Origin of the sequence: Candidatus Litorirhabdus singularis (genome assembly GCF_026262625.1) — a bacterium.
Taxonomy (GTDB): domain Bacteria; phylum Pseudomonadota; class Gammaproteobacteria; order Pseudomonadales; family Halieaceae; genus Litorirhabdus; species Litorirhabdus singularis.
This window is the reverse complement of sequence record NZ_SHNN01000002.1, coordinates 550476-574354: the sequence shown is the minus strand read 5'-3', so window position 1 is coordinate 574354 and position 23879 is coordinate 550476. Positions and strand designations below refer to the sequence as shown.

21 protein-coding genes, 1 tRNA gene and 1 pseudogene are annotated in these 23879 nt (G+C 53.3%); 21 read left to right on the top strand and 2 right to left on the bottom strand.

The genetic code is table 11. From position 1 onward, the window contains the following. Nucleotides 1-65: 65 nt before the first annotated feature. The 17 genes and pseudogenes from acpP to EYC98_RS10840 all read left to right on the top strand — a co-directional run bounded on the left by acpP (nt 66) and on the right by EYC98_RS10840 (nt 17675). The gene (gene acpP / locus EYC98_RS10920) at nt 66-302 is read left to right on the top strand and encodes an acyl carrier protein (RefSeq protein ID WP_279245377.1); all 237 of its coding nucleotides are present in this window, start codon (nt 66-68) and stop codon (nt 300-302) included. Nucleotides 303-511: 209 nt separating this feature from the next. Continuing rightward, nucleotides 512-1750 carry a beta-ketoacyl-ACP synthase II gene (gene fabF / locus EYC98_RS10915; RefSeq protein WP_279245376.1) on the top strand — a complete coding sequence of 413 codons (1239 nt, stop codon included), beginning with the start codon at nt 512-514 and terminating at the stop codon, nt 1748-1750. Nucleotides 1751-1758: 8 nt separating this feature from the next. Continuing rightward, nucleotides 1759-2616 (top strand): aminodeoxychorismate lyase, encoded by an 858-nt coding sequence (pabC, locus tag EYC98_RS10910; protein WP_279245375.1) that lies wholly within the window; start codon nt 1759-1761, stop codon nt 2614-2616. Beyond that, the gene (gene mltG, locus EYC98_RS10905) at nt 2613-3629 is read left to right on the top strand and encodes an endolytic transglycosylase MltG (protein ID WP_279245374.1); all 1017 of its coding nucleotides are present in this window, start codon (nt 2613-2615) and stop codon (nt 3627-3629) included. Before pabC ends, mltG begins: the two co-directional genes overlap by 4 nt. 24 nt (nt 3630-3653) lie before the next feature. Further along, nucleotides 3654-4301: a dTMP kinase gene (gene tmk / locus EYC98_RS10900; RefSeq protein WP_279245373.1), complete on the top strand. Its 648-nt coding sequence runs from the start codon at nt 3654-3656 to the stop codon at nt 4299-4301. After that, on the top strand, nt 4295-5284 hold the full coding sequence (gene holB, locus EYC98_RS10895) for a DNA polymerase III subunit delta' (protein WP_279245372.1): 990 nt from the start codon (nt 4295-4297) through the stop codon (nt 5282-5284). The genes tmk and holB overlap by 7 nt, the downstream gene beginning before the upstream one ends. Nucleotides 5285-5316: 32 nt before the next feature. Beyond that, the gene (locus EYC98_RS10890) at nt 5317-5664 is read left to right on the top strand and encodes a PilZ domain-containing protein (RefSeq protein WP_279245371.1); all 348 of its coding nucleotides are present in this window, start codon (nt 5317-5319) and stop codon (nt 5662-5664) included. Nucleotides 5665-5949: 285 nt separating this feature from the next. Then, nucleotides 5950-6984 carry a beta-N-acetylglucosaminidase domain-containing protein gene (locus EYC98_RS10885; RefSeq protein ID WP_279245370.1) on the top strand — a complete coding sequence of 345 codons (1035 nt, stop codon included), beginning with the start codon at nt 5950-5952 and terminating at the stop codon, nt 6982-6984. Between the two features lie 155 nt (nt 6985-7139). Next, a tRNA-Leu gene (locus EYC98_RS10880) sits at nt 7140-7224 on the top strand. Between the two features lie 31 nt (nt 7225-7255). After that, nucleotides 7256-8599 carry a trigger factor gene (tig, locus tag EYC98_RS10875; protein WP_279245369.1) on the top strand — a complete coding sequence of 448 codons (1344 nt, stop codon included), beginning with the start codon at nt 7256-7258 and terminating at the stop codon, nt 8597-8599. Nucleotides 8600-8638: 39 nt separating this feature from the next. Continuing rightward, entirely contained in the window at nt 8639-9280 is a 642-nt protein-coding gene (clpP, locus tag EYC98_RS10870) for an ATP-dependent Clp endopeptidase proteolytic subunit ClpP (RefSeq protein WP_279245368.1), read from the top strand. Between the two features lie 160 nt (nt 9281-9440). After that, nucleotides 9441-10730, top strand: coding sequence for an ATP-dependent Clp protease ATP-binding subunit ClpX (gene clpX, locus EYC98_RS10865; protein WP_279245367.1), 1290 nt, complete (start codon nt 9441-9443; stop codon nt 10728-10730). Between the two features lie 157 nt (nt 10731-10887). After that, entirely contained in the window at nt 10888-13296 is a 2409-nt protein-coding gene (gene lon / locus EYC98_RS10860; RefSeq protein WP_279245366.1) for an endopeptidase La, read from the top strand. A gap of 106 nt (nt 13297-13402) precedes the next feature. After that, nucleotides 13403-13696, top strand: a pseudogene (locus EYC98_RS10855) (HU family DNA-binding protein); the annotation flags it as partial. A gap of 107 nt (nt 13697-13803) precedes the next feature. Further along, nucleotides 13804-15687 carry a SurA N-terminal domain-containing protein gene (locus EYC98_RS10850; RefSeq protein ID WP_279245365.1) on the top strand — a complete coding sequence of 628 codons (1884 nt, stop codon included), beginning with the start codon at nt 13804-13806 and terminating at the stop codon, nt 15685-15687. Between the two features lie 19 nt (nt 15688-15706). Next, the gene (locus EYC98_RS10845; protein ID WP_279245364.1) at nt 15707-16480 is read left to right on the top strand and encodes a 4'-phosphopantetheinyl transferase family protein; all 774 of its coding nucleotides are present in this window, start codon (nt 15707-15709) and stop codon (nt 16478-16480) included. Between the two features lie 22 nt (nt 16481-16502). After that, nucleotides 16503-17675 (top strand): phosphoglycerate dehydrogenase, encoded by a 1173-nt coding sequence (locus EYC98_RS10840; RefSeq protein ID WP_279245363.1) that lies wholly within the window; start codon nt 16503-16505, stop codon nt 17673-17675. On the opposite strand, the gene EYC98_RS10835 is transcribed toward EYC98_RS10840, so the two are convergent. Beyond that, on the bottom strand, nt 17668-18477 hold the full coding sequence (locus EYC98_RS10835) for a hypothetical protein (protein ID WP_279245362.1): 810 nt from the start codon (nt 18475-18477) through the stop codon (nt 17668-17670). The genes EYC98_RS10840 and EYC98_RS10835 overlap by 8 nt on opposite strands. 119 nt (nt 18478-18596) lie before the next feature. Between EYC98_RS10835 and EYC98_RS10830 the strand changes: the two genes are divergently transcribed. Further along, nucleotides 18597-19118 carry a DUF1285 domain-containing protein gene (locus EYC98_RS10830; protein WP_279245361.1) on the top strand — a complete coding sequence of 174 codons (522 nt, stop codon included), beginning with the start codon at nt 18597-18599 and terminating at the stop codon, nt 19116-19118. 93 nt (nt 19119-19211) lie between these two features. On the opposite strand, the gene EYC98_RS10825 is transcribed toward EYC98_RS10830, so the two are convergent. After that, on the bottom strand, nt 19212-20864 hold the full coding sequence (locus EYC98_RS10825) for an electron transfer flavoprotein-ubiquinone oxidoreductase (RefSeq protein ID WP_279245360.1): 1653 nt from the start codon (nt 20862-20864) through the stop codon (nt 19212-19214). A 220-nt stretch (nt 20865-21084) separates the two neighbouring features. Here EYC98_RS10825 and EYC98_RS10820 point away from each other — a divergent pair, with 220 nt between their 5' ends. From EYC98_RS10820 to EYC98_RS10810, 3 genes are all read left to right on the top strand, one after another. Then, nucleotides 21085-21837 carry an electron transfer flavoprotein subunit beta/FixA family protein gene (locus tag EYC98_RS10820; protein ID WP_279245359.1) on the top strand — a complete coding sequence of 251 codons (753 nt, stop codon included), beginning with the start codon at nt 21085-21087 and terminating at the stop codon, nt 21835-21837. After that, complete coding sequence (locus EYC98_RS10815; RefSeq protein WP_279245358.1) at nt 21834-22763, top strand: electron transfer flavoprotein subunit alpha/FixB family protein; 930 nt, start codon at nt 21834-21836, stop codon at nt 22761-22763. The genes EYC98_RS10820 and EYC98_RS10815 overlap by 4 nt, the downstream gene beginning before the upstream one ends. 388 nt (nt 22764-23151) lie before the next feature. Next, on the top strand, nt 23152-23853 hold the full coding sequence (locus EYC98_RS10810; protein ID WP_279245357.1) for a VPLPA-CTERM sorting domain-containing protein: 702 nt from the start codon (nt 23152-23154) through the stop codon (nt 23851-23853). The last annotated feature ends 26 nt before the right edge of the window (nt 23854-23879 follow it).

Sequence of the window (23879 nt, the reverse complement as noted above, 5' to 3'; positions counted from 1 at the left end):
TAAAATGCGCAGCGAACAACCAGTGACAACGCTTTATTTCGTATTACTAGGAGCTAATTAATAACATGAGCAGCATTGAAGAACGTGTAAAAAAGATCGTCGCAGAGCAGTTGGGCGTGAAGGAAGAGGAAGTTCAGACTTCGGCCTCGTTTGTTGAAGACCTCGGTGCCGATTCCCTGGATACTGTTGAGCTGGTGATGGCTTTGGAGGAGGAATTTGAAACTGAAATCCCTGACGAAGAAGCAGAGAAGATCACAACTGTTCAGTTGGCCATTGATTATATCAATAGCAACCTTACCTGAGTTAGCCCTTGATCCACCCGCAAAAGCCGTTTCTATTACCTGATAGAGCGGCTTTTGTTGTATTAGGTTTATCTTATTAGGCTGCCATACCAGATTGCTGGTAGTGGCACCCGGCAAGGCGAAACCTACAAATTTGCACACGGCTTTGGCGCTTGCTGTTCAGTCGGCGATGCGAATTGGCAGACAGTAGCAAGAATGAGGGACTAAAAGTGTCGCGCAGAAGAGTCGTCGTAACAGGTATGGGTATGGTCACCCCGGTGGGTAACACCGTGGAGGACACCTGGGCTAATATTTTGCGCGGGCAGAGCGGCGCTGAGACTATTGATCTTTTTGACGCCAGTGAATACACCACACGCTTTAGCGCGGCGGTCAAGAATTTCGATAGTTCAGACTATCTGGCTCCCAAGGATGCGCGGAAGCAGGATACCTTTGTTCAGTACGGAATGGTTGCTGGCATTCAGGCCATGCGAGACTCCGGCCTGGAAATAACCGAAGAGAACGCGCCACGGGTGGGTGCTGCTATTGGTTCCGGTATTGGTGGCATTGGCCAAATAGAGAAAAATGCGGAAATTGTCCGGGTTTCAGGTCCGCGTAAGATTTCGCCATTTTTTGTGCCCGGCTCAATCATTAATATGATCGCTGGGAATTTGTCGATCCGTTTCGGATTTCAGGGTCCCAACCTTGCGATCGTGACTGCTTGCACTACAGGCACTCACAATATCGGTGTCGGTGCACAGCAGATTCAGCTGGGTACCGCTGACGTCATGCTGGTTGGCGGCGCTGAAATGGCTACTACCAGAGTAGGTTTGGGCGGTTTCGCTGCTGCCCGAGCATTATCTACACGTAATGACGATCCTCAAGGTGCGAGTCGCCCCTGGGACCGGGATCGCGATGGTTTCGTGCTGGGTGATGGCGCTGGCGTTATGGTGTTGGAAGAATACGAATTTGCCAAGGCACGCGGCGCACGCATCTATGCAGAATTGGCGGGCTTTGGCATGAGCAGCGATGCGCACCACATGACATTGCCGCCAGAGGACGGGCGGGGTGCAGCGGCGTCCATGCAAAACGCGCTGAATGATGCAGAGGTAGATTCTGCACTGGTTGACTATATCAACGCTCACGGCACCTCAACATCGGCTGGCGATCGCGCCGAGTGTCAGGCGGTGCGAACCATAATGGGCGCTGCTGCAGATAAGGTCGCGGTCAGTTCGACCAAGTCGATGATAGGACATCTGCTGGGTGCCGCGGGTTCAGTGGAGGCTATTTTCACCGTGTTGGCGCTGCGCGACCAGGTGGCGCCGCCGACCATTAATCTGGACAACCCCGATGAGGGGTGTGACCTTAATTTTGTGCCGCATACGGCGCAGGAAAGACCGATTGATTTTGCGCTGTCCAATTCCTTTGGTTTCGGCGGTACTAACGGCAGTCTGCTGTTCAAGAAAGTCTGATTCCCAGCATGGTATTGCCCGCTCACTGGGTCAATATGCAGTTAGCCGGACAGATTGACCCGCTTGACCGTGGTCTGGTTTATGGTGATGGACTTTTCGAGACATTGCGTTACGAAAAGGACCGCTATCACCTGCTTCAGGCGCATATGGAACGCCTGCAGCACGGCTGCAAGGTACTTGAGATACCCTGTCCGGAAAGTCGTATTGCTGATCAGTTTGCAGCGACCGCCGATTATTTGGCAGCCGCCGCTTGCGGCAGCGCCACCGTGAGACTATTACTGACCCGCGGCAACGCGCTGGATCAAACCGAGGGCAGAGGCTATGGCGGTGAGCATGAGCAGCCCAGCGTCGTTATGTCAGCGTTCGCTACTAGTTTGCCTTGGCGCAGTGAGCTGCCAGCATTGACGCTGCGTACCTGTGAGTATCAACTGCCACGACACCCCCGGCTCGCCGGCATCAAGCACTGTAATCGTCTTGATCAGGTTTTGGCCGCGCGCGAACTGCGCCGTCACGGATTCAACGAAGGCCTGCTCTATGACCTTGAAGGCCATCTTATCAGCGGTGTCGCCGCTAACGTTTTTTTAGTGCTGGACGGTGTACTGGTCACACCTGAGTTATCTAATTGCGGCATCGCCGGCACAGTTCGTGACGCCCTGCTGAGCATTGTGGCGCCCCGCTGCGGATTGCGCGTAGCTGAGCGCAGCTTGGGTGCGGCCGATATTCAGCGTGCCAGTGAAATATTTTTGACCAGCAGTTTACAGGGCGTGCGTCAGGTGGCGATCGTTGACGGTGTCGAGTTTCCCGAACATAGCGTCACTGATCAACTGCGCCACAGCTTCTGCGACTGGTCCGAGGAAGCCGCATGATGCGCTGGTTGCTGGGTGGACTGTTGGTCGCCATTGTTGTGGCTGCAATGACTGCGCAAACCCTCAACAAATGGTGGCACAACCCTCATGCAGCGCAGGTAGAGGCCACCGTTATCGTCGCACCGGGCAGCTCGCTGCGTGCTGTGAGCGCTGAACTGGTCGCTGCCAATGTGCTCACACACGGTGATTGGTGGCAGTGGGCGGTGCGACTTCAGCAGCTTGATCACCGTATCAAGAGCGGTGAATATCAGTTTCTTGCTACCGACTCTCCAGCCAGAATTTTAGAGGTGCTGCTGGACGGGCAGGTCGTGCAATACAGCGTTACGCTGCCCGAGGGCATTACCCTGACGATGGCGCTGACGATTCTGCAGCAACAACCGGTACTGCAGAGAGAAATTAGTGGTCTCGATGACCCGCGTTTGCTGCAACTGGTGGCGCCACACCGCAGTGCTGAGGGCCAGTTTTTCCCCGATACCTACAACTACGCCCGTGGCGACAGTGATTGGGATGTCTTGCTGCAGGCGCATAGCCGCTTGCAGCGTGAGTTAGCTGCGGCCTGGGAGTCGCGCATGCCAGAGCTTCCCTATGACAACTCCTACGAGGCGCTTATCATGGCTTCAATAGTAGAGAAGGAAACCGCGGTAGCTGCCGAAAGACCGACGATTGCAGGGGTTTTTGTGCGACGGCTCCAGCAGCGTATGCGGCTGCAAACAGACCCTACGGTTATTTATGGACTGGGGCCTGGCTTTGATGGCAATTTGACGCGTCGGCATTTAAAGGATGCGGGCAACCTCTACAATTCATATCGCCATCGTGGCCTGCCGCCGGGGCCTATTGCCCTGGTGGGGCGCGAAGCCTTGCAGGCTGCCGTGAACCCGGAGCCAGGTGAAGCTCTGTATTTTGTCGCGCGAGGCGACGGCTCACATGTTTTTTCCGCTACACTGGCGGACCACGAAGCTGCAGTGCGAGCCTATCAATTGCAGCGGCGTAAGGACTATCGATCCACCCCATGAACTTGCGCAGGGAGTACTGAAAGCGTGTCTGAATCTCAGCCCCAGCGTGGGCTTTTCGTTACTATCGAGGGCGGCGAGGGTGTCGGTAAGTCGACTAATATAGCGACTATTGAAGCCTGGCTAATCGAGCAGGGTATTGCCCACTGCCTGACCCGGGAACCCGGCGGCACAGCCTTGGGTGAGAAAATCCGGGGTTTATTGTTAACGGTAGAGCAGGAGCCGGTAACGGAGCATGCAGAGTTGTTGCTGGTGTTTGCGGCGCGTGCTCAGCACTTGCGACAGGTAGTCGAACCCGCGCTGGCGCGAGGTGAATGGGTAATTTGTGACCGTTTCACGGATGCCACCTACGCTTATCAGGGCGCAGGCCGCGGGCTCTCAGTCGATTTTATTCGTGAACTAGAGCAGTCTATTCAAGGCGACTTGCGCCCCGACTGCACTTTGCTGCTGGATGCCCCGGCAGCTGTGGGTATGAGTCGCGCTGGAGAGCGTGCTGAGCTAGACCGGTTTGAGCGTGAGCAAATGGCGTTTTTTGAGCGCGTCAGGGACTGCTATCTGGCCCGGGCCGCCGCAGAACCACAGCGCTTCCAGATTATTGATACCGCTCGACCTTTGGCGCAGGTTACGCCGGACGTCTGTGCTGCGCTCGACCGGCTCAAGCAGGCAACATGCTGACACCCGACAAGAGCTGGCCCTTAGCGCCGCTGCCCTGGCAGCAACCGCAGTGGCAACAATTACAACAGGCACTGCTTGATGATAGCTTTCCTCCGGCGCTGCTATTGGCCGGCAATGTGGGTATTGGGAAGCAGCAGTTTGCGGCTGCCTTGACCGCGCGTTTACTGTGCTATGCGCCGGTTGCAGGCACTGCCTGTGGCGATTGTAAATCCTGCGTCTTGCTGCGAGCGGGTAATCACGGCGACCTGCTGTGGCTAGCCCCCGAAGCGGGCAAGCGAGTAATCAAAGTGGATCAGGTTCGCGCCGCGATACATTTTGCGAATCAGACGCCTGGCCTGGGTGCGCGTAAGGTCATTGCCCTGGACCCTGCTGAGGCACTGAATGTTAATGGTTCCAACGCGCTACTGAAGAGTCTCGAAGAACCTTCCGAAAGTACCTCTATTATTTTGGTCAGCCACGTTGCCGGCGCTTTGCCGGCGACTATTCGCAGTCGCTGTCAGCGTCTTAATCTGGCACAACCGGCGGCGACCGAGGCTACAGCATGGTTAACCACTGTCTGCGGTGACCCGGCGTTGGCGGCTGAGTTGCTGGAGGCGAGTGATAATCGTCCCATGCTGGCAGCTGAATTGTATCGGAGTGACGGTATGGATGCTCTGCGTGCCCTCAGAGAGGGTCTTGACGGGCTGCTGGGCGCCCGCATTAGTCCGCTTGAGTTTCCGCAACTGGTAGCAGATATCGAGCTGGGAGAGGTAATCGAGCTATTTGAGCGACGCGTAGGCAACGAGATTCGCTGTCAGAGTACTGCAGGCGCTGGGGTTGGTGCTGGCGTCGGGGATTTACGGCCCTTGTTCTTGTTGCACGAGGAATTACAGGAATTGCGACGTTTGGTCGCCAATGGGGCTAATCCTAACCGGCAAATGACTATTGAAAATTGTGCGCTGCGTCTTGTTAACTGTTTGGGTGAGTCTGCCACGCAATGTTAGACTAAGTGCGAGTTCAACATAGGTGCACAGGTATGAGTCAGCCCAATAATCGCAACGGAATCCTTTCTCTGACCATTAAAGACAAGGCGGTACTGTATTCGGCATATATGCCCTATCTACAGTATGGCGGCCTGTTTGTGCCTACCAATAAGGCCTATAACATCGGCGATGAAGTGTTTATGTTGCTCAACCTGATGGATGAGCCAGAGAAAATCCCGATAGCCGGTAAAGTAGTATGGGTGACGCCGCGTGGTGCCCAGGGTAATCGCACTGCGGGTATCGGAGTGCAGTTCAGTGAGCAGGATGCCACGGCAAACGCCAAGATTGAAGTTCACCTGGCAGGTTCGTTACAGTCTGATCGCCCCACACACACGATGTAACAAGGGGCAGTCGGTGCCGTGCTTGTCACAGTTTAGTACATTAAAAAAGGGCCCCCGGCTAGGGGAGCCCAATAAGACCATTAGAAGGGAAACATAAAGTAATTGCTTTCCTAAAGTGGAGTACTGACTACTCCAGCAGGTATCCGCTACAGATGGGGATAGATACCTACCTCTTAATTATTGCTCAATATCTGTGGTTTGCCAGCGCTATGACGAATTCTCTTAATACGAATGGCTATAAAAAAAACGCCTCATATATGAGCGCGACGCAACGGCTAACACCTTATGTTTCTTACCGGCATAGTTGAGGGCTTCTACGGCCGTCAGTGGTCGTGGCAGGCGCGGCGTGACTATGCGCCGTTGCTGACCCAGTGGGGCCTGAACAGTTACCTGTATTGTCCCAAGGGTGACCCGTACCTGCGCCGCGACTGGTGGCGCCCCTGGCCGCGCCTGGAGCAGCAGGAGCTGGCAAGTCTGGCCGGCCATTATCGCAGTGCCGGCTTGAATTTCGGCGTTGGACTTTCGCCTTACGCCCTCTATCAGCATTACGGCGATCAGGAACGACGCAGGTTGCGCGAAAAGCTGGCGAGAATCGACGAATTGGGCGTTAACGTCCTGGCAATACTGTTTGACGACATGCCCGGCGATTGCCCTGACCTTGCGCTGCGTCAGGCAGAGATACTGACTGATGTGCAGCGCTGGAGCCATGCTCAGCATTTGCTCATGTGTCCCACTTACTACAGTTACGATGCCCAGCTAGAGTCCTACTTCGGCAAAATGCCGGCGCATTATTGGGAAGAGCTGGGAGCCACAGTGCCGGCCGAGATTGCGATCATGTGGACTGGCAACGAGGTTTGCGCGAAGCGGGTGGTTGCCAGTGATGTCACTGAAATCACTTCAATGCTGCGTCGACCCCCGCTTTTGTGGGACAACTATCCGGTCAACGATGGTGCCAAAGCCAGTCAATTTCTACATCTGCAGCCATTGCCTGAGCGGGATCCTGGTTTACACGAGGCTCTGAGCGGGCACTTCTGCAACCCGATGAATCAAGCATACTTATCGCAATTTCCATTAGCCGGGCTGGCTCAGCTGTACGGTGGCCCCGAGCCAAAGCTCGAAGATTATTTCGCCGAGGATCTAAGTCGGCAACTGGCGCTGGATAGGCCGTTATTCGAGCATCAGGGCCTGCAGCTTATCGGCGCTGAGCAGCGTTTAGCGCTGGCAGCCGTGTACCGTGCGATGGCGGATCCCGCAGCCGCTGAAATTGCCGATTGGCTGGCCGGGGACTACCAGTTTGACCCGGCCTGTCTTACCGACTGACAACAGTTGAACCAGAGGCTGCTTTGTGGCAGAATCCCCGCCCTTGTAAGGGCACCAGATGGCTTATAGAAGGCTGATTTTTACCTCATAAAAATCAGGCGCTTAATGCTCATAGCTAAAGCGGAATGTAGCCTTGGTGTCGGCCCACACAAAAAGCGAAAGTGGCGGAATTGGTAGACGCGCTGGATTTAGGTTCCAGTGTCGCAAGACGTGAGAGTTCGAGTCTCTCCTTTCGCACCATTACAATTCTGAAGTTATCTGAGGATGATTCATGCAGGTTTTTATTGAAACGACGTCCGGTTTGGAGCGTCGACTGACAGTCGGCGTACCTTCTGAGAAGGTCGAGAGCGAAATCAACACACGGCTGCAAAAGGCCGCCAAGACTGTGCGTCTGGACGGTTTTCGGCCAGGCAAAGTGCCGATGCGTGTGTTGCGCCAGCGATTCGGCGCAGGTGTTCGCCAGGAAGTCGTCGGCGAGGTCATGAGTCAATCTTTCTATGAGGCGATTACTCAGGAAAACCTGCGCCCCGCAGGCCAGCCCAGTATCGAGCCAAAGACCATGGAAGAGGGCAAAGACCTCGAATTTGTCGCGACATTTGAAGTGTTTCCAGAAATCGAGCTGCAGGATATGGCTGGTTTTGCGGTGGAAAAGCCGGCCGCTGAGGTCACTGATTCAGATGTTGACGATATGATCGCTGTCTTTCGTAAGCAGCAAGGTGGCTGGGAAGACGTCAGTCGCGCTGCCAAAGAAGGCGATCAGGTCAACATCGACTACGCCGGAACCCGTGATGGCGAGCCCTTTGACGGCGGCAGCGCGGAAGCTTCTGATCTGGAACTCGGTTCTAACCGTATGATTCCAGGATTCGAAAGCGGAATTGAAGGTTTGTCAGCAGGCGATGAAAAGGTTTTGAGCTTGAGCTTTCCGGATGATTACCACAGCGAGGACCTTAAGGGCGCTGCGGTAGAGTTCAAGGTAAAAGTGAACGCTGTGCAGGAGCACAAGTTGGCGGAGCTGGACGAAGAGCTGTTCAAGCAGTACGGCGTTGAAGATGGCGGCGAAGAGCAGTTCCGTAAAGAGATTGGCGACAATATGCGGCGCGAGTTGGACAACGCACTCAAGGCTACTGTCAAGAAACAGGTGATGGATGCAGTATTGGAGTCACACAGTGGACAGGAAATACCCAAGGCCCTGATCGCCTCGGAAGTGGATACTATGCGCCAGCAAATGTTTCAACAGTTCGGCGGCGCCGGTGCAACTCCGGACCTGGACCTGCAGTCGTTGCTGCCGGCAGAAATGTTTGAAGAGCAGGCCACTCGGCGGGTCAAGCTTGGTCTAGTGCTGCACGAGCTGATACAGCGCGACGAGATCAAGGCCGATGCGGAGAAAGTACGCGCCCATATTGAAGAGATGGCAGCGACGTATCAGGACCCGGAGGAAGTGATTAACTGGTACTACTCAAATCAGGAGCAGCTTTCTTCGGTTGAAGCGATGGTTTTGGAAGAAGAAGTTGTGGACAAGCTGCTGGAAACTGCTAGCGTATCTGAGCAGGAATGCAGCTATAAAGATGCGATGGCCAAGGCTCAGGAGGCCAACGCCCAGAATCAGGGTCTGTAAAGGACCCCTAAACGCAATATTCGGGAGTAAGACGAGAAAATGACACATCAGTTCGACGGACAGAACTCTAATACTATCAATAACCTGGGCTTGATTCCGATGGTTGTTGAGCAGACTTCCAGGGGCGAGCGCTCTTACGATATCTACTCGCGTCTGCTGAAGGAACGCCTGATATTTATCGTTGGTCCGGTAGAAGATCACATGGCGAATCTGGTGGTGGCACAGTTGCTGTTTCTGGAAAGTGAGAACCCCGACAAAGACATTCATCTGTATATCAACAGCCCGGGTGGATCGGTGACAGCTGGCTTGGCAATTTATGACACGATGCAATATATCAAGCCCGATGTAACCACTACCTGTATCGGACAGGCAGCCAGTATGGGTGCGTTTCTGTTGGCCGGTGGCGCCAAGGGTAAGCGCGCCTGCTTGCCTAACGCCCGTACCATGATCCACCAGCCTAGTGGCGGAGCTCAGGGGCAGGCCACGGATATTGAGATTCATGCCAAGGAAATTCTCATTATTCGCGAGCGCTTGAACCAGATGTTGGCCGAGCATACCGGTCAGACTCTGGAAACTATTCAGAATGACACTGAGCGAGATAATTTCATGAACGCCGAAGACAGCATGGCCTATGGCCTGGTGGACATGGTGGTAGAGAAGAAGTCGGGCGGCGAGGAATAGCCTGCCAGCGGGCCAGTCAACACAAAAGAGGCACTTGCCTAAAGGCAAGGCTGTAAGTGTAACCGGCTTCGCAAAACCGACTACAGGGCTTGCAAACGGGCTTGAAAAAAAGCATCTTAACGTAAGACAAGCTGGAATCAGGAACATATAGGTAAGCTTAATGACTGATGTAACGTCTAAATCGGGCGACGATGGCAGCAAATTGCTGTACTGCTCCTTCTGCGGCAAAAGCCAGCATGAAGTGCGCAAGCTGATCGCTGGCCCCTCGGTATTTATCTGCGATGAATGCGTTGATCTTTGCAACGACATTATCCGCGAGGAAGTACAGGAAGCGAAAGGCGACAGTGGCCAGGAAAGTCTGCCGGTACCGCAGGATATCAAGGCAATTCTTGATGAATACGTGATCGGGCAGAAACGCGCCAAGAAAGTACTTTCAGTGGCTGTTTATAATCACTATAAGCGGCTGCGCTATGATGACGGGCGTGGTGACGACGTCGAACTCGGGAAAAGTAACATTCTGTTGGTCGGTCCCACTGGTAGCGGAAAAACGCTGCTGGCAGAGACCTTGGCGCGACTTTTGAATGTGCCATTTACCATCGCTGATGCGACTACTCTCACCGAAGCCGGTTACGTGGGTGAGGATGTTGAGAACATCATTCAGAAGCTGTTGCAGAAGTGCGACTACGATGTGGAAAAGGCCCAAATGGGTATTGTTTACATCGATGAGATTGACAAAATTTCGCGCAAATCTGACAACCCCTCAATAACGCGGGACGTTTCTGGCGAGGGTGTACAGCAAGCATTGCTGAAGCTGATTGAAGGAACAGTGGCTTCAGTGCCGCCGCAGGGCGGTCGCAAGCACCCTCAGCAGGAGTTTCTGCAGGTTGATACTTCCAATATCCTGTTTATCTGTGGCGGCGCATTTGCTGGCCTGGATAAGGTCATTCGGGATCGCTCGGATAAGGGCGGTATTGGTTTTGGTGCTGAGGTCAAAAGCAAAGACAACGGTAAAAATGTTGGGGAAGTGCTGCTCGACCTCGAGCCAGAAGATTTGGTCCGTTACGGGCTGATTCCAGAATTTGTGGGTCGCTTGCCGGTTATAGCGACGCTTGAAGAGCTTGATGTGCAGGCACTGGTGCAGATTCTTACCGAGCCGAAAAACTCGCTCACCAAGCAGTACTCCAAATTGCTGGAGATGGAAGGCGTAGAAGTCGATTTTCGCGAAGACGGCCTGCGGGCAATCGCAGAGAAAGCGATGGAGCGTAAAACCGGAGCACGCGGTCTACGCTCGATTCTAGAGGCGACGTTACTGGACAGTATGTACAACATCCCATCGCGCAGCGATGTCAGCAAAGTGGTTATCGACGAATCCGTGATCAAGGGCGATTCAGAGCCTTTGCTGGTGCTTCAGAAGCCCGAGACACCGAAAGCCGCTACGACAGACGAGTAGCGGTTGGGGTAGAGTTTACTGACTGGGGGCCCACGAAGGCGCTCTCAGCACTTTACCTCGGCGGTACAGCGCAAAACGTAAGTGCTACCGAGCTAGCCGCGCTTGCATTTTTTATAAACATCCCCATATCACCTAGAGTGATTTCCTGGAGACATGTATGGGCGCTTCTTCCTTAGTAAAACTTCCTTTGTTACCCCTGCGTGATGTAGTGGTTTATCCGCATATGGTACTGCCGCTATTTGTCGGCAGGGAAAAATCCATAGAAGCGTTGCAAGACGCGATGGCCAACGACAAGCAAGTGCTGCTGGTCGCCCAGCGCAATGCGGCTGATGATGACCCCGGTGTTGATGATGTCTACCAGGTAGGTACGGTATCCAGCATTCTACAGTTACTGAAACTACCGGACGGCACCATCAAGGTTCTGGTCGAAGGCGGCTACCGTGCCAGCCTCGGGAGTATCGACGACGACGGCCCCTTCGCGGTGGCGGAAGTGCGAGAAATTGAAAGTGAAGTGATTCCAGACCAGGAAGCGGAAGCGTTGGTACGCTCGACCGTTTCGCAGTTCGAAAAATACGTCAATTTGAGTAAAAAGGTTCCGACAGAGGTGTTGACCTCTCTGTCTGGTATCGATGAGCCTGGCCGTCTGGCCGATACCATTGCAGCGCACATGGGCGTGGACCTGGATGAGAAGCAGCGCGTGCTGGAAATGTCTGGTATTCGGGAACGGCTGGAACACCTCATGCAGCTCATGGAAGGCGAAATCGACCTGTTTCAGGTAGAAAAACGTATCCGGGGTCGCGTCAAGAAGCAAATGGAGAAAAGCCAGCGCGAGTACTATCTGAATGAGCAAATGAAGGCGATTCAGAAAGAGCTGGGAGACCTGGACGAAGCGCCGGGCGAGATGGATGAGCTGCAGGCGCGCATAGAGGCCGCCAAAATGCCGCAGGAAGCAGAAGACAAGGTTGGCGCAGAACTGAACAAGTTGAAAATGATGTCTCCCATGTCGGCTGAGGCTTCCGTGGTGCGCAGCTACATCGATTGGATGCTCAGCGTGCCTTGGTCCAAGCGGAGTAAGGTAAAGCATGATCTGAAGCGCGCAGGCGATATTCTTAATGCCGATCATTACGGTCTTGATGAGGTCAAAGAGCGTATTCTCGAGTATCTCGCGGTGCAAAAGCGGGTGCGTAAAATTAAGGGGCCTGTGCTCTGTCTGGTGGGCCCTCCGGGTGTAGGTAAGACTTCTTTGGGCGAGTCGATTGCCCGAGCCACCAACCGTAAGTTTGTGCGCATGGCACTCGGTGGAGTGCGTGATGAGGCTGAGATTCGCGGTCACCGGCGTACCTATATCGGCTCCATGCCGGGTAAATTACTGCAGAAAATGTCTAAAGCAGGCGTCCGTAACCCTTTGTTTTTATTAGATGAAATTGACAAAATGGGCATGGACCATAGGGGTGACCCGGCTTCAGCCATGCTTGAGGTGCTTGATCCTGAGCAGAACCACGCCTTTAACGACCACTACCTCGAAGTGGATTACGATTTGTCGGACGTGATGTTCGTCTGTACCTCCAATACCATGAACATCCCCGCGCCCTTGTTGGATCGGATGGAGGTCATTCGTATTCCAGGGTACACCGAAGATGAAAAGGTGAATATCGCTGAGCGGTACCTGATTCCCAAGCAAATGAAGAACAATGGCATCAAAAAGGGCGAGTTAACTATCGCCCGCGACGCCATAACCGATATCGTTCGCTACTACACCCGTGAGGCGGGCGTGCGCGCTCTGGAGCGCGAAATCGCCAAGGTGTGTCGCAAGATGGTCAAGGCCTTCAGTCTCAGCGAGCTAGAGGCTCCGCAGGAAGTCGACGCGGTAATGCTGCCGGATCTAAGCGGCGTGCGGAAGTTTAGCTTTGGTTCGGCGGAAGAAGAAAACAAGATCGGGCAAGTCACCGGCTTGGCATGGACTCAGGTGGGCGGTGAACTGCTCACTATTGAATCAGTCTCAATACCGGGCAAAGGCCGTCAGGTGATGACAGGGTCGCTGGGTGATGTGATGCAGGAGTCTATTCAGGCCGCCACCACCGTGGTGCGCAGTCGCTCTCAGATGCTGGGCATTGTCGCGGCCTATCATGACAAACATGACGTCCATATTCACGTGCCCGAGGGTGCCACGCCTAAGGATGGCCCCAGTGCCGGTGTCGCTATGGCTACCGCGTTGGTATCGGTGCTGACCGGAATTCCGGTGCGTTCAGAAGTTGCCATGACAGGAGAAATCACGCTGCGGGGCGAAGTGTTGCCGATAGGCGGGCTCAAGGAAAAGCTGCTCGCGGCGCATCGCGGTGGCATTACAACGGTGATTATACCGAAGGAAAATGAAAGAGATTTAATAGAGATCCCGGATAACATTAAGGCCGATCTTGCCATCAAACCCGTCAAGTGGATTGACGAAGTTTTGGAGATTGCATTGGAGTCAATGCCAAAGCCACTGAGTGATGAGGATTACCTGGCAGAGCCCATCGTTGCCGGAGATGGCTCGAAAGACGGTGAAAACCGAATAAATACGCATTAAATAGCATTATTAGGCGTTCGTGTGTTGACCGGATTCTCGGTTCTGATATACAGTCGCCCCTCTAAATGCTTGTGTATTTAGTGCATAAAAACAATGCTACGCATTTTTCTATAAGGGGATAAGTGTGAATAAAACTGAACTAATCGATGCTATTGCGGCATCAGCGGATATTCCAAAAGCAGCAGCAGGGCGTGCCCTGGATGCGGTCGTCGATTCTATTACTGGCGCTCTCAAAGCAGGTGACTCGGTGGCCTTGGTTGGCTTCGGAACATTTAGCGTCAAGGACAGAGCTGCTCGCACTGGTCGTAACCCTCAGACTGGCGCCGAGATCCAAATTCCGGCGGCGACAGTGCCTGGCTTCAAAGCAGGTAAAGCTCTTAAAGACGCCGTCAACAGCTAGATCATTAGTTGCTCGGGAGGCCGCGCCGGCATTTTAGGCGGGGCATCAGCCGTAACACAAAAAGGCGCACTCCACGGTGCGCTTTTTTTTTAGGTAGATCTTAGAAAATGCTGCTAAACATTCGCAAGAATATTCAAGGCACAATGGCCAAAGTTATCATTGGTCTTATTGTCGCTACGTTCGCTCTGTTCGGAGTTGAATCCATACTAACCAGTGGCGGCATTGCCTATGTCGCCGAAGTTAACGGTGAAGGCATAGCTGCTAGCGAGCTGCAACAGCAAATCAACCAGCAAAAACGCCGCCTGTTGATGAGTATGGGTGACAATATCGACCCGGCCATGCTGGACGATCAAATGTTGGCGGGGCCGGCATTAGAATTCATGATTCAGAAGAAATTACTGCTGCAGCAGGCCGCGGATTATGGCTTGGCGGTGCCTGACGCTACCATAGGTACAATAATCGGCAGTATGGACGCATTCAAAGTTGACGGTCGCTTCGACGAGACCCGTTATCGCATGCTGTTGGCTGAGCAGGGTTACAGCCCCGCCAGCTTTCAAGAGACACTGCGCGAAGATCTGCTGTCAACCCAGCTGCGCGCCGGGGTTACGGCCTCTGAGTTCGTTACCCCGCAGGAGTTAGAGTTGGCTGCGGTGGTGGCTGAAGAACAGCGAGATATCCGCTTTTTGGTAATGCCCCTGGACAGCTTTCGCGACGCCGTCAGTCTTTCCGAAGATCAAATTCAACAGTGGTATCAAGCTAGCGCAGATCGCTTTCAAACCTCTGAATCTGTTATGGCGGAAACGATAGAGGTAAGAGCGAGTGACTTTTTGGAGCCGGTTTCTGAGCAGCAGGTGAAGGAACTGTTTGAGGCTGAAAAGGCCTCTATGCAGACTGCTGAAAGACGCGGAGTTGCACATATCTTGCTGCAGAAATCAGAGTCTGAAGGGGAAGATGAGTATCAGGCACGGGTCGCTGAAGTCGCAGCGGCCGTGCAGTCCAGCGATCAGACCTTCGCCGAACTTGCCAAACTGTATTCAGAAGATTTGGGTTCCGCTAACTTTGGGGGCGAAATTGGCTTTACTAGCGGAGACAGCTTCCCACCAGAGCTTGAATCTGTCATTGCTGAATTGCAGGTTGGCGAGATCTCTGAGGCGATTGTGAGTGATGCCGGCGTGCATATTTTGACGGTCACTGAAATACAGGCGGGCAGCGAGTTGGATTACGCAACTGCACGGGTCGAACTGGAACAGCGCTTGATGCAAGAGCAGGCCGCTCGCCGGCTGATATCGGTTGTAGAGGAGCTGCGCGATCAGGTTTTTAATGCGGAAACTCTGAGTGCTCCGGCCGAGAGTCTGGGCCTGACTGTGAACACCGGGGTTGAAATATTTCGTGATACTAGCGCCGCTGTTGCCAGTGACCCGCGGGTGGTTAGCGCTGCGTTTAGTAGCGAAGTGCTTGAAGACCGCTTCAATAGTGAAGTTATTGAACTAGCTGACTCGCGTTTTCTGGTGTTACGGGTGGTCGAGCATAAACTGCCGACATTAAAGTCTTTGGAGAGTGTGCGTGAGACCGTCGAGGCCTTAGCCACCGAGGCCGCGGCTCTGGACGCAGCCTCCGCTGCCTCCGAGCAAGTTATTGCTCGCCTGCAGTCTGGCGACAGTATTGACGGTTTGGCCCAGGAATTGGGTTATGAGTGGCAGGTAGAGCTGGCGGTTAAACGCGACAGTCGTACTCTGTCCCCAGAACTGTTGCGTAAAGCATTTACCACTAAAGCGCCGAGCGAGGGGCAGAGTCGTTTCGATTTTGTCGCCACTGCCGCTGGCGATATAGAAATCTTTGAATTGGCCAGAGTAAGTGCGGGACAGCTGCAGGCGTTGGTTCCAGTGCGGCGTGAGCGGCTGATGAATCAGGTGTTGCAGGATAAAAGCCGCACCATAGATGGCAGTTACCAACGCAGTCTCAGGGCAGAAGCCGATATAGTTAAGAGCTAGGCGGCACCAGGAAAAGCACATGAATTCTATAAAACCGGCGTTGGATACAGCAGACGCCGTACATCTGTGGGTTACCGATACCACAGACATAAGTGATCAGGGCGTCGAGGAGCGCTACGTGCAGGCTCTCGGGCAGGCTGAGCTGGACAGCTATAAGGCGCTGGCCAATGCTGAGCACCGGCGCGAATATCTGATCAGTCAGGCATTTCTGCGTGATGTGCTCAGTCATTACCTTGAGCAGGCTGCCGATTCTTTAGAGTTTGTCAGGAATGCATCGGGTAAACCAAGTCTGCAGCTGACCAATCAAGAAGCAGCGCCATTGCATTTTAATCTCTCTCACAGCTCTCGTTCCGTGGCGTGCGCAGTCACTTATGCCGGTCATGTAGGTGTAGATGTTGAGACCAGCCACCCGGACTCTGGACTGTTGGCCATGGCTGAGCACTATTTTGCCGGCGACGAGGTTGACTGCCTTCAAAAGCTCGACGGCGAGCGCCAGCAAATGATGTTTGCGCGTATCTGGACGCTTAAAGAGGCGTATATCAAAGCGCGAGGGGAAGGGCACAGCAAGTCTCTGGATAGCTTCAGCTTTGACTGCAAAGAGCCTGGTTCTATTCGTTTGGTGGAAGACGCCGTCGCGCGGCAGGATTGGCGTTTCTGGTCGCTGCAACCGATTGCAGACCAAACTGTCTCAGTCGCCGTAGAGTCTGCGGAAGCCAGACTTCGCCTATTTTCGACAGTGCCGTTTGGCGCAGTTACAGAACTTCCCCTGACCAGCTTGGGTCAGGTGGCTTGACGTCTACCGGGAGGTAAACACCGTGTACAAAGTACTAACCCTGAATCAGATTTCTGTCAAAGGCCTGGAACGTTTTTCCAGAGAGCACTATGAATTGGCCAGCGAATTTTCTTCGCCCGATGCCATACTGCTGCGCAGCCATAAGCTGGCCGTTGATGAAATTACCGAGTCAGTATTGGCCATCGGTAGAGCTGGAGCGGGCACCAATAATATTCCGGTGGCTGAATGCACTCGCCGCGGTATACCGGTATTTAATTCTCCCGGGGCCAATGCCAATGCGGTAAAGGAGTTGGTCGCTGCCGCCTTGTTTTTGGGCTCTAGAGGTATCAGTGAGGGTATTCGCTATGCGCATAGCCTGGGTGACATTACCGATGAGGCGGAGCTGAATAAGACGCTAGAGAGCCAGAAAAAGCAATTCAAGGGTAGCGAGATAGCCGGTAAAACCCTCGGTGTCGTCGGCCTTGGTGCGATCGGGTCACTGGTTGCCGATATGGCGCTTACGCTGGGTATGAAAGTCTGCGGTTATGATCCAGCGCTCTCTGTTGATGCTGCATGGCGTCTGTCTAGCCGGGTAGAAAAAGTAGATGCTCTGGCTTCCATCTTCTCGCGCTGCGATTACGTGACTCTGCACCTGCCGGCCATTGAGAGCACTCGCGGATTAATTAACGCCGAGTTGTTGCAACAATGCCAGCCCGGCCTGTGCCTGCTGAATTTCGCCCGTCAGGAAATTGTAGATACCGGTGCGGTTATCGATGCGCTCGAAGCTGGAAAGCTGCGCCGCTATATCGCTGACTTCCCGGAGCCGCGTCTGATAGGGCGCGACGACGTTATCCTTATGCCGCACATTGGTGCGAGTACGGAGGAGGCTGAAGAAAACTGCGCGATTATGGCTGCAGATCAGCTGCAGGATTTTCTGGAAAACGGCAACGTGCGCAATTCAGTTAATTTTCCTACCCTAATTCTTGAGAAAACATCTGGCATCCGTTTGGCAATTACCAATAATAATGTACCAAAAATGTTGGGTAATCTGCTGTCACTGCTGGCTGATGAAAATATCAATGTCATGGACATGTTGAACAAAAGTCGTGATGACGTTGCCTATAACCTGATTGACGTGGAAACCTGCCCCAGTGAGGCGGTACTCGCCAAGATGTGCGCTATCGAAGGTGTGGTCAATGTGAGAGTGATCAGCTGATTCGATCCTCTGCGGTAACTGTAACGTAAAGTTGTCGTTCTTCTTCTGTGAGCTCTCCAGACCCGGTCCAGGGCATCAAGCGATGCTCTGAGTAGGAATGCAGGTCCATGAAGGGGTATTTGATAATCTCGAAATACGGGGAGTAGTCGAAGTCCCGTGGCGTACATAGTTTCGGGTTGCGCATAAACAGCCGCACCTGGCCGCCCAGTTCACGCTTTACCAGCGGTAATATCGGAAACTGAATCGAACCAAAGGCCTCTGCAATCATGGTAGAACAGACGGTTCTGGTCGTCTCCCCCGGGTTGGTGTTAAACAGACTGGAGCGCCAGCGGCGCGGCAGTATAAACCAGGGAAACATGAAACGCGCCAGGTCGAAGATTTGCCGCACGTCGTAGGCACTGCCCAGTCGTTGGATGGCATAACTCAACACAGCCTGACAGTCCTGGTGGGATATGCCGCGGGGCCGACAGATACGCAGATGTTCACCTTTGTAGACCGCAAGTGGCCTTACCACTGTGCCCATTCCCAGCTCGCTTTCGATGATTAGCTGCTGATCCAGGGGACCGAAGTAGTGGCGGGTGATGATCTCCCGCAATTCGAGGTCATCAATATCATGCAGGCGTCCGATATAGAGCGCAGCATGTGACCAGGGACTCTGGGTAACCAGCCTGATGACATTGCTGATGCGCGACCGGCCCTCGACCAGAACGACGTCACAGGCCTTGATCTCATGCCGAATACGCTCAAAGTCGCACAATGAATCCTGCAGTGGAATCACTTTACGTGAAAGCCACCCGGTCATCCTTTGGACAAGACCACCAAACATAACCAAGAGTCCTTTAATCTAATGACACTACGTTATAACCTAAGTGAATGACTGACGACACACTAGAGTTAATTTCGCGACAAATAACTGGGACCGTGGCCACAGGTACGACACCTCAATCCCGGAATTTTGACTCGCCACCGCTACATTTATGGAACCCTGAGCTTTCTGGTGATATTGATATCACCATCAAGCGTGATGGTCAGTGGGTGCACGAGGGCACGATTATTGAGCGCCAATCGCTGGTGCGGCTGTTTGCGAGCATCTTACGGCGTGAAGATGATGGTGAGTATTATTTGGTGACACCCGCAGAAAAGTGGCGATTGAAGGTCGATGCGCTGCCACTGCTGGTGACGGATTTTGAGATAGCGGAGAGTGCGGGCGGGCAAGAGCTAACCGTCACGTTGAACACAGACCGGCGTTATCTTATTGATGCCGCGCATCCATTGTACTTGCCACGTTTGGAGGGCATGGAAGATATTCCAGCGGTGCAAATAGATCATGGTTTGGGCGCTGTTTTCTCGCGTGCCGCGTGGTACCGGCTGGTCAATGCCTGCGAGGAAAATGATAGCGGTATTGGGATTAGTAGTTGCGGGACGTATTTTAAACTGGGTTGAGTCAGCCCTGTGTTGCTTGAGCTGTTTGTGGCGTGTTCTGTGAGTCCCATTTTATTGTGCCGAGTGCTGCTGCACTCGGCACAATAAGTCGCTCTACATGTTGGGGTAGTTAGGTCCGCCCAGGCCTTCTGGTGTTACCCAGACAATATTCTGCGACGGATCTTTAATGTCGCAGGTTTTGCAGTGCACGCAGTTCTGCCCATTGATCTGAAAACGCGGACCGTTGGAGTCTTCAATCACTTCATAGACACCGGCAGGGCAGTAGCGTTGAGCGGGCTCGTCCCAGGTTGGCAGGTTAACCCCAATCGGCACGCTGTCATCGCGCAGTGTCAAATGGCAGGGCTGGTCTTCCTCGTGATTGGTATTCGATAGAAAGACCGAGGTCAGCCGATCAAAGGTTATTTTGTTGTCGGGCTTTGGGTAGTCGATTTTTTTACTTTCCGCAGCGGGCTTCATCACTGCATAGTCAGGCTTTTCATCGCGCAGGGTAAATGGCATCTTGCCGCCAAAGATATTCTGGTCGATCCATATCATGGCAGAGCCAATCAGCCAGCCGAACTTGTGCATAAAGCCAGAGAAGTTCCGGGTGGTATACAGCTCATCATAGAGCCAGGATTGCTCAACATTCGTTGCGTAAGTCTCCAGATCCGCTGCGGCCTCATCGCCTTTGGCCAGTGCCTCAACGACCGACTCTGCAGCCAACATGCCGCTCTTCATAGCGGTGTGATTACCCTTGATTTTGACACTGTTCAAGGTGCCGGCGTCACAACCGATGAGGAGGCCGCCCGGAAAATGCATTTTTGGCAAGGAATTAATGCCGCCCTTGGCCAAAGCGCGAGCTCCGTAAGAAATGCGCTCACCACCTTCCAGATACTTGGTGGTCTCAGGGTGCGTCTTCCAGCGTTGAAACTCTTCAAACGGGCTAACGTGCGGATTGCTGTAATTAAGGTCGGTAATCAGACCAATATAAACCTGGTTGTTTTCGGCGTGGTAGAGGAAGGCGCCCCCAGTGGAGCCGCTTTCCTGCAGCGGCCAGCCGAGACCGTGGATCACGAGACCTTCATCATGCTTATCCGGATCTATCTGCCAGATTTCTTTGATGCCCAGACCATAGTGCTGAGGATCAGAATCAGCATCCAAACCGAACTTCTCGATGAGTTGCTTGCCCAGGTGCCCTCGGCAGCCCTCGGCAAAAAGTGTGTAGCGGGCATGGAGTTCCATTCCCTGCGTGTAGCTATCTTTGTGCTCTCCGGCGGCGCTGACGCCCATATCACCAGTTGCTATACCTTTGACACGACCGTCCTCGTGAAACAGTACCTCAGAGGCCGCAAAGCCAGGGTAGACCTCTACGCCCAGCGCCTCGGCTTGCTCAGCCATCCAGCGACAGACATTACCCATGGATACAATGTAGTTGCCATCGTTATGCGTGGGCTTGGGGATAAAGAAATTGGGTAGTTTGATTGCGCCCTTGCCGCTGGTATAGAGAAAGAACTTGTCTTCCTTAACCTCGGTGTTAAGCGGCGCCCCACGTTCCTGCCAATCGGGGAACAATTCAGCCAGAGCCCGCGGTTCGAGTACTGCGCCAGACAGGGTGTGCGCACCAACCTCTGAGCCTTTCTCAACCACGCAGACCGTTATTTCCTGCTCTTTCTCTGCTGCCAGCTGCATGATGCGACACGCCGCAGAAAGGCCTGCGGGCCCTGCTCCTACGATGACGACGTCAAATTCCATTGCTTCGCGTTCCACGGCTATGCCTCTCAACTACTGGATAAGTGGACGCCAAGTATATAATTTCTAAAGCAAAAACTCCATTTATCTAACGAATAGCGAGCATTGATACAGGTCAGGTTTTGTCCATCCTGGAGGCCCCTATTGGTCTTGACCTAAGGGGTAGATGGCGGCATCATAGCCGCCCGAAAACTGTGGTCTACCACAAAACCCACCCCTTAAACTCTATGGAGAATCCATGAAGGTTCTTGTTGCTGTGAAACGCGTTGTCGATTACAACGTCAAAGTTCGCGCCAAAGCCGATGGGACTGGTGCCGATCTGAATAACGTTAAGATGGCTATCAATCCTTTCTGTGAAATCGCGATTGAAGAGGCAGTACGCCTTAAAGAAGCTGGCGTCGCGACTGAAGTCATTGCCGTATCTATTGGCGATAAGTCCTGTCAGGAACAGATTCGTACAGCCCTGGCGCTGGGTGCCGACCGCGGTATTCAGGTAGAAACAGACGGTTCTCCGGAGCCTCTGGTGGTTGCCAAACTGCTCAAGGGTGTTATTGCTAAAGAAGAGCCACAGCTGGTTATTCTGGGCAAGCAGTCCATTGATGGTGACAACAACCAGACCGGCCAGATGCTGGGTGCATTGACCAATATGCCTCAGGGTACTTTTGCCTCTGAAATCAAGGTAGAAGGCGACAAACTTAATGTAACACGTGAGATAGATGGTGGTTTGCAGACAATCGCTTTGAATCTACCTGCGATCGTTACTACCGACCTGCGCTTGAATGAGCCGCGTTACGCTTCTCTGCCTAACATTATGAAGGCAAAGAAGAAGCAGTTGGACGTCTACACTCCGGCTGATCTGGGCGTTGAGCCCAGCGCGCATCTCACTACCGTCAAGGTTGAGCCACCCGCAGAACGTCAGGCTGGCATCATCGTCGAGAGCGTAGAGCAGCTGGTCGACAAACTGAAGAACGAGGCGAAGGTAATCTCATGAGTACTCTAGTTATTGCAGAACACGACAACAACAGCATTAAGCCTGCGACACTGAACACCGTCGCTGCGGCTCAAGCTATGGGCGCCGATGTAGATATTCTGATCGCAGGAGCTGATTGTGCTGCCGCCGGAACCGCCGCCGCAGCAGTCGCTGGCGTACGCAAGGTGTTGGTTGCAGATAATGCAGCCTACGCACATCAACTGGCCGAAAATCTGGCTCTGCTGATCGCCGAATTGGGCGCCGACTATGACAATATCCTTGCACCTTCAACAGCCAACGGTAAGAACTACCTGCCGCGGGTTGCTGCACTGCTGGATGTGGGTCAGATTTCAGACATTATTTCGGTTGAGTCTGCAGATACCTTCAAGCGTCCGATTTACGCTGGCAATATTATTGCTACCGTACAATCATCCGATGCCAAGAAGGTTATCACCGTGCGTACAACCGCCTTTGATGGTGTTGCCGACAGCGGTGGCTCTGCCACGATAGAAGCTGTTGACGCAGCTCACGACGCCGGTATCTCTAGCTTTATCAGTGAAGAAGTGGCCGTTTCAGAGCGTCCTGAGCTGACGGCTGCTGACGTGATCATCTCCGGTGGTCGTGGTATGCAGAATGGTGAGAACTTTGCCATGCTCGAAGCTATCGCCGACAAACTAGGCGCTGCAGTAGGCGCATCACGTGCCGCTGTTGATGCGGGCTTTGTGCCGAATGATATGCAGGTTGGGCAAACCGGCAAGATTGTTGCTCCGGACCTTTATATTGCTGTAGGAATTTCCGGTGCGATTCAGCATCTGGCGGGTATGAAGGACTCCAAGGTTATTGTTGCGATCAACAAAGACCCCGATGCTCCCATCTTCCAGGTGGCCGACTATGGTCTGGTAGCGGATTTGTTTACGGCTGTTCCAGAGTTGGACGCTGCACTCTGATCGATGACTGAAGCAGCCCGAGAGGGCTGCTGATGCTTTTAGAACCGGCCTTATGGCCGGTTTTTTCGTTTTGGGGAAGCCTTTTGGGTGCGGTTGGCAGAATCAATTCTGCCCTAAACCTGGCAACCCAGACCCCGGTGGCACCAATCTTGCCGGTGAGATTCAGTGTCAGAGTTTTTTACAAAGAGAGACTTTATTCGCCGCCTCGAAATAAAATACCTATATAGATCAAGGTGATAAACAGTTGGCTTAATCCTTGCTTTGTGGAATAGCGTAACATTCTGTCTCAGCACAACCCGCGGTTTAGCTCAGAGCGACGGTAAGCGATTTTGTAGTACCGCACTTAATAGGGACGTTTAACAAGTTTTTCAAAATATAGGGATATTTCATGAAATCTACTTCTTTACTCAGTGCTCTGTCGGGTACTGCATTGCTTCTGTCGTCAGCTTTTTCCTCCGCGGCGCCCTTGGCTCCGAACGGTTACATTGAACCACTCATCGGAACCTCGCCGTTTAGCTTTGGGAGCCTGATTGATACAACGACCGGCTCCTTTAGTGTCCGCGATGTTCAAAATAGCAATGCGATTGTTGCCACGGGTTCTGTTACATCGGAGGTATGGAGAGCCGGTGACAATACACTGACGTTTACCTGGCAGGTAGTAAACGATATCTCATCGAGCGCTTCGATTCACGCACTGCGTTTGGGTGGGTTCGGCGATGAGACATTCGATGTCGGGTATATTGATGACAGCAATGCACCGGGCGAAGTTCCAGCGATGACAGCCTATCGCTTCGACGGATTTTCTGCCGGGTCATTTAATTTCCAGTTCAACGAGTACAACGAAGAATTTGAGCCCATTTTGGGAATAGGTTCGGGTGAAACTTCGGCACTGGTTTTTGCCGATACAGATTATGTTGATTATGAGCAGTCATACAGGAGTGACCTCTCATCAGGGCAATTTCAGTTGGGTGATTTTGGCGCTAACTTTGCACCAGTACCCAGCCCCGTGCCGCTGCCTGCAGCTGCCTGGCTGTTTGTTTCTGCCCTGGGTGGACTTGTTGCGGCCAAAAAAAGGGCTGCTGCGCGCTAGGACGATCCGTATATTGATGGGTGCAC